The sequence below is a fragment of the Companilactobacillus versmoldensis DSM 14857 = KCTC 3814 genome, from assembly GCF_001434295.1.
Taxonomy (GTDB): domain Bacteria; phylum Bacillota; class Bacilli; order Lactobacillales; family Lactobacillaceae; genus Companilactobacillus; species Companilactobacillus versmoldensis.
The window spans coordinates 1-450 of the sequence record NZ_AZFA01000060.1 but is presented as its reverse complement, the minus strand read 5'-3'; the positions used below and the strand labels follow the sequence as shown (position 1 = coordinate 450).

The 450-nt window shown below is 34.9% G+C and carries 1 protein-coding gene; it reads right to left on the bottom strand.

Annotated elements, in window-relative coordinates:
• Positions 1 to 105 precede the first annotated feature (105 nt).
• Positions 106 to 450 (bottom strand): hypothetical protein (locus tag FC27_RS11525; protein WP_235807885.1); only part of this gene is annotated, 345 nt, incomplete at its 5' end.

Sequence of the window (450 nt, the reverse complement as noted above, 5' to 3'; positions counted from 1 at the left end):
GAAAGTTTAGACCCAAATAAATTTGATCTCGACTTACGGTCGAGATTTTTTTTATTAAAAAAACTAGTCTCAATTTTCTCAAGACTAGTTTGCGTTTTTTGTTTTTCACTTATCAAGATGTAATTTTCTGTCTTTCTCACGACGTTTGTCTGCTCGTTCGTTGAACTTAAAGTACAAATAAATCGCGCCATTAACAAGTGCTAAGACCCCAGGAATGATTGATTCGAATCTATCTTTGTTGCTAAAAATCAGTATAATCGTAACAATCAATAAAGCACCAAAGACAATCCTAAAAATCCGATATTTCTTATGGTCATCCATGATTGTTGCCTCTTTGATAACAACCTTCCTCGCACACACATTATGATGTCTCTTTGAAGTTAAAGCAAACAAAAAGGACAGACGTTGGATGGGAACGTCTGTCCAAAAATTGGGTCTAAACTTTCTGGT